1 protein-coding gene is annotated in these 3,206 nt (G+C 44.9%); it reads right to left on the reverse strand.

Translation table 11 applies throughout. From position 1 onward, the window contains the following. On the reverse strand, window positions 1-3,206 hold a 3,206-nt coding region (locus tag L1286_RS23850), incomplete at both ends, for a hypothetical protein (RefSeq protein ID WP_235409521.1).

A 3,206-nucleotide genomic window follows, 5' to 3' on the forward strand; every position in this document is an offset into this window, starting at 1 on the left:
AACCAAGCTAGAGCCACGGGTAAGGAACGCATTAACAGTTAAAATATCATTATCTGGCTCAAGGGCCTTTAAATCTGCGAGGAGATTTCTCTCGATGGTAACCCAATTGCCTAATGCAGTGTCCCCCGACAAAGGATGAGAAATATACTCTCCTTCTTGCTTTGGTGTGAAACTCCCTTGAGCATAACGTAAAAATCGATGGCCTAATTCGGTTTGCAAACTAATATATACGGTAAAACCTTCATTGTTCTTAATATCCCATCGAATATTGCTCAGCTTTGAATTCCAGTTTTTTAGACCTTCGCTTTTTAATTTATACCCATTGTGCGTTGAATCTCCTTGCAGCTTAATCACATCTGTACCGTACACTTTGTCATAGACCGTTGAGATCGTCGGGCCTGAAGGTATGGCGTCATATATTTCCCAATTAGCAGGGTTTGCAGGTGTATTGTACTGCTCGGCTTCATCAATGGTACTGACCTTTCGGCCTAGTAAATCATAGCGATATTTTTCTCGCGAAACGATAGAGGCAGACTCAGCAGTATAGTTGTCGAGGAAAATCTCTGTCCCTTGTGCTCCTGGGCGAGGATTATTGAACAGGAGTATATGCGCATACTTGCTAAACCCTTCACTTGACTCTGTTACTGAAATAGCTTGTTCAGGTTGACCTTTTGGCATAACCGTCAACACCGTTTTACCTTTTAAGGTTTCGAATCGAACAACATAGGTGGTGTTGGTTGTCATATTCATCATATGTTTATGACCGTACTCAACCCCATTGCGCACCACATAAGATTGAATGACCCCGCCGTCAAATTGCACCGCGTGACGGTCAAGCGTGTTATTACTTCTTGTTCCCAAGTTATCCAGTCCGCCATTGAGGTAACTATCATTCAATGAATCTGACGTTGTAACCTCAAATTGGATAGTTGCTGGTTCATTGAGTGTATAGCGCTCTTTAGAAGTAATACTGGGCCAAAGTGACGAACTGGCAGAAGCCCGCGTGAAACGGACTCGCCCATCGACAACAGAAATTGAATTAATACTGTCACCTTGGCTAGTAAATTGAGACATGACGCCAGAATCAAAATTATCTGATATGCCGCTGGATTCTGCTTCTGCAGGTTTGGTGACTGAATAGTTATCAAAATAAATAACTGAATTCTCGGCACTTGGGTAAAGGTTGTTGTAAAAGTTTACATGTGCTTTCCCTGTAAAGTTACCACTTGACTCTGTGACAGACACCGCCTGTTCGGGCTTATCTTTGGGTTTGACAATTAAAGTAACGCTATCCCCATTTGACTCAAAACGCACCACGTACGTCGTATTCGGGGTTAGATGCATGAGCGGTTTAGCCGGCTCCTCAACACCATCTCTCGCTACGATGGATTGCACCTCGTTTCCACGGAAAAAGATAGCATGACGATCAAGTGTTGACCCCCTAGAGCCTAAATTTTCCAAGCCCCCGTAAAAGTAAGTGTCACTAAGCGATGCGCCCGTTGTCACCTCAAACTGGATGTTAAAGGTGTCCTTCAGATCATAAGACTCTTTTGCAGCAAGCGTTGGCCAAGAGGGTTGACTGGCAGGTAAGCGCTCAAACCGGACTCGTTCACCTTCTGTAGTAATCGAATTCAAACTGTCATTTTTGATGGTGAAGTCGGACACGTTACCAGCATTAAAGTTATCATCCACGATCGTTTGTTCGTTATAAATCGAAGGTGGTCGGTCTTCGAACACTTCTTTTTCGACCAAATTGTCCATGTTGTCGTATGTGTAGTAGGTATACGTTCCATCACTGTGCGCTAAAGACTGGATTTTACCTGTATCTGTATAAGTCCAAACACTGGACACTCTTTCACCCACAGGTAATATCAGGGGGTTACCAACGACATGATTTTGAACTTGTCTTAAGTACACGGACTCGACAACCTTCTGGCCATTGTCATTATACTGATAAGTCGTCAATGCCCCATCAGCATCTAGGCTACCGATAACTTGCCCTTGCCCATTGTAAAATTGATGACTAACGCGGTCTCCAGTGGACTCAACCAACGCCCCGATTGCGCCTTTATTTTTATACTGGCGCGTGGCAATTTGATTGCCAGCTGCATCGTAGTAGTGGCGTGTTACATACCCCTCAGCATCAATTTGATATTCTAAGTTACCTGCTGTGTCATAGTGATACGTTTGCTTTCTATCATTGTCTGTCTCAATGATGCTATCTAGCATTTCGGTACTTAGGTTACTATTTGTGATAGCGCCAATTTTCCCCGTTCCTCTGATCAAGAACCCATTAAAATCGATTAACGCATTATCTGGTTCTAACGCTTTTAAATCAGACTCTAAATCTCGAGAAATATGCACCCACTCACCCGCCCTCGAGCTTTCACCAAGTGGAAAGTTTAAGTACGCGTCGCGTTGAAATGGCTCCGAGCTTCCTGAAACATAGTGATTGGTCGGGGTGTAAAATAAATACCGGTGCCCTTTCTGCGTCGCAACACTAATATAGATTTGATACTTTTCAGATGGCGCAAAGTTCATATCCCAAGATAAACGATTGCCAATCTTGCTGAGGTTATCCATTCGTATGCCGTCAGCCAGTCCGGACGTGATCGAAATAATCACATCGGCACCATAAGATGCATCATGCTCAGCCTTAAAATCCGCTTTACCCGACGAGTTGGAGTAAATGTACCAATCGCCACTATTGGCGGGGTCATTAAAGCGCTTTATGACCTGATTGGTTACTTGTTCTGATAACTGCGTTTTTGCACTGAGCTGACCTTTATCGTTGTACTCAAAGCGCGTTGCATAGCCTTGTGCGTCTATCTCATACGCTTTTTGACCCGCTTTGTTATAAACATAGAGTGTTTGTCTATCTTGCTCGGCATTCGGGGTGGCATAAAATGACTCGCCCGATACCGTGAGTTCGCCCGCCGCGTTTAACCAACTGCTTGTATTCACCAAGGTGGCAAACTGCGTGGTCGCAATCACTTGATTGGCTTTGTCGTATTCGAACTCCGTGACCGCCCCCAATGCATCCACTGTAAAGCGTTTGCGCCCCGCAGCATCATATAGCACATAACTTCTGGCGCCTTCGGCATCTTCTGTGGCTACCGCACGACCTTGTGCGTCGCGGTAAATACGCTCAACACCCAGCTCACCGGCTCCTTGGCTGGTCCCTTTGGTCAGGCTCACTAACGCAC

The organism is Pseudoalteromonas sp. SMS1 (assembly GCF_021530565.1).
In the GTDB taxonomy this organism is placed as follows: Bacteria; Pseudomonadota; Gammaproteobacteria; order Enterobacterales; family Alteromonadaceae; genus Pseudoalteromonas.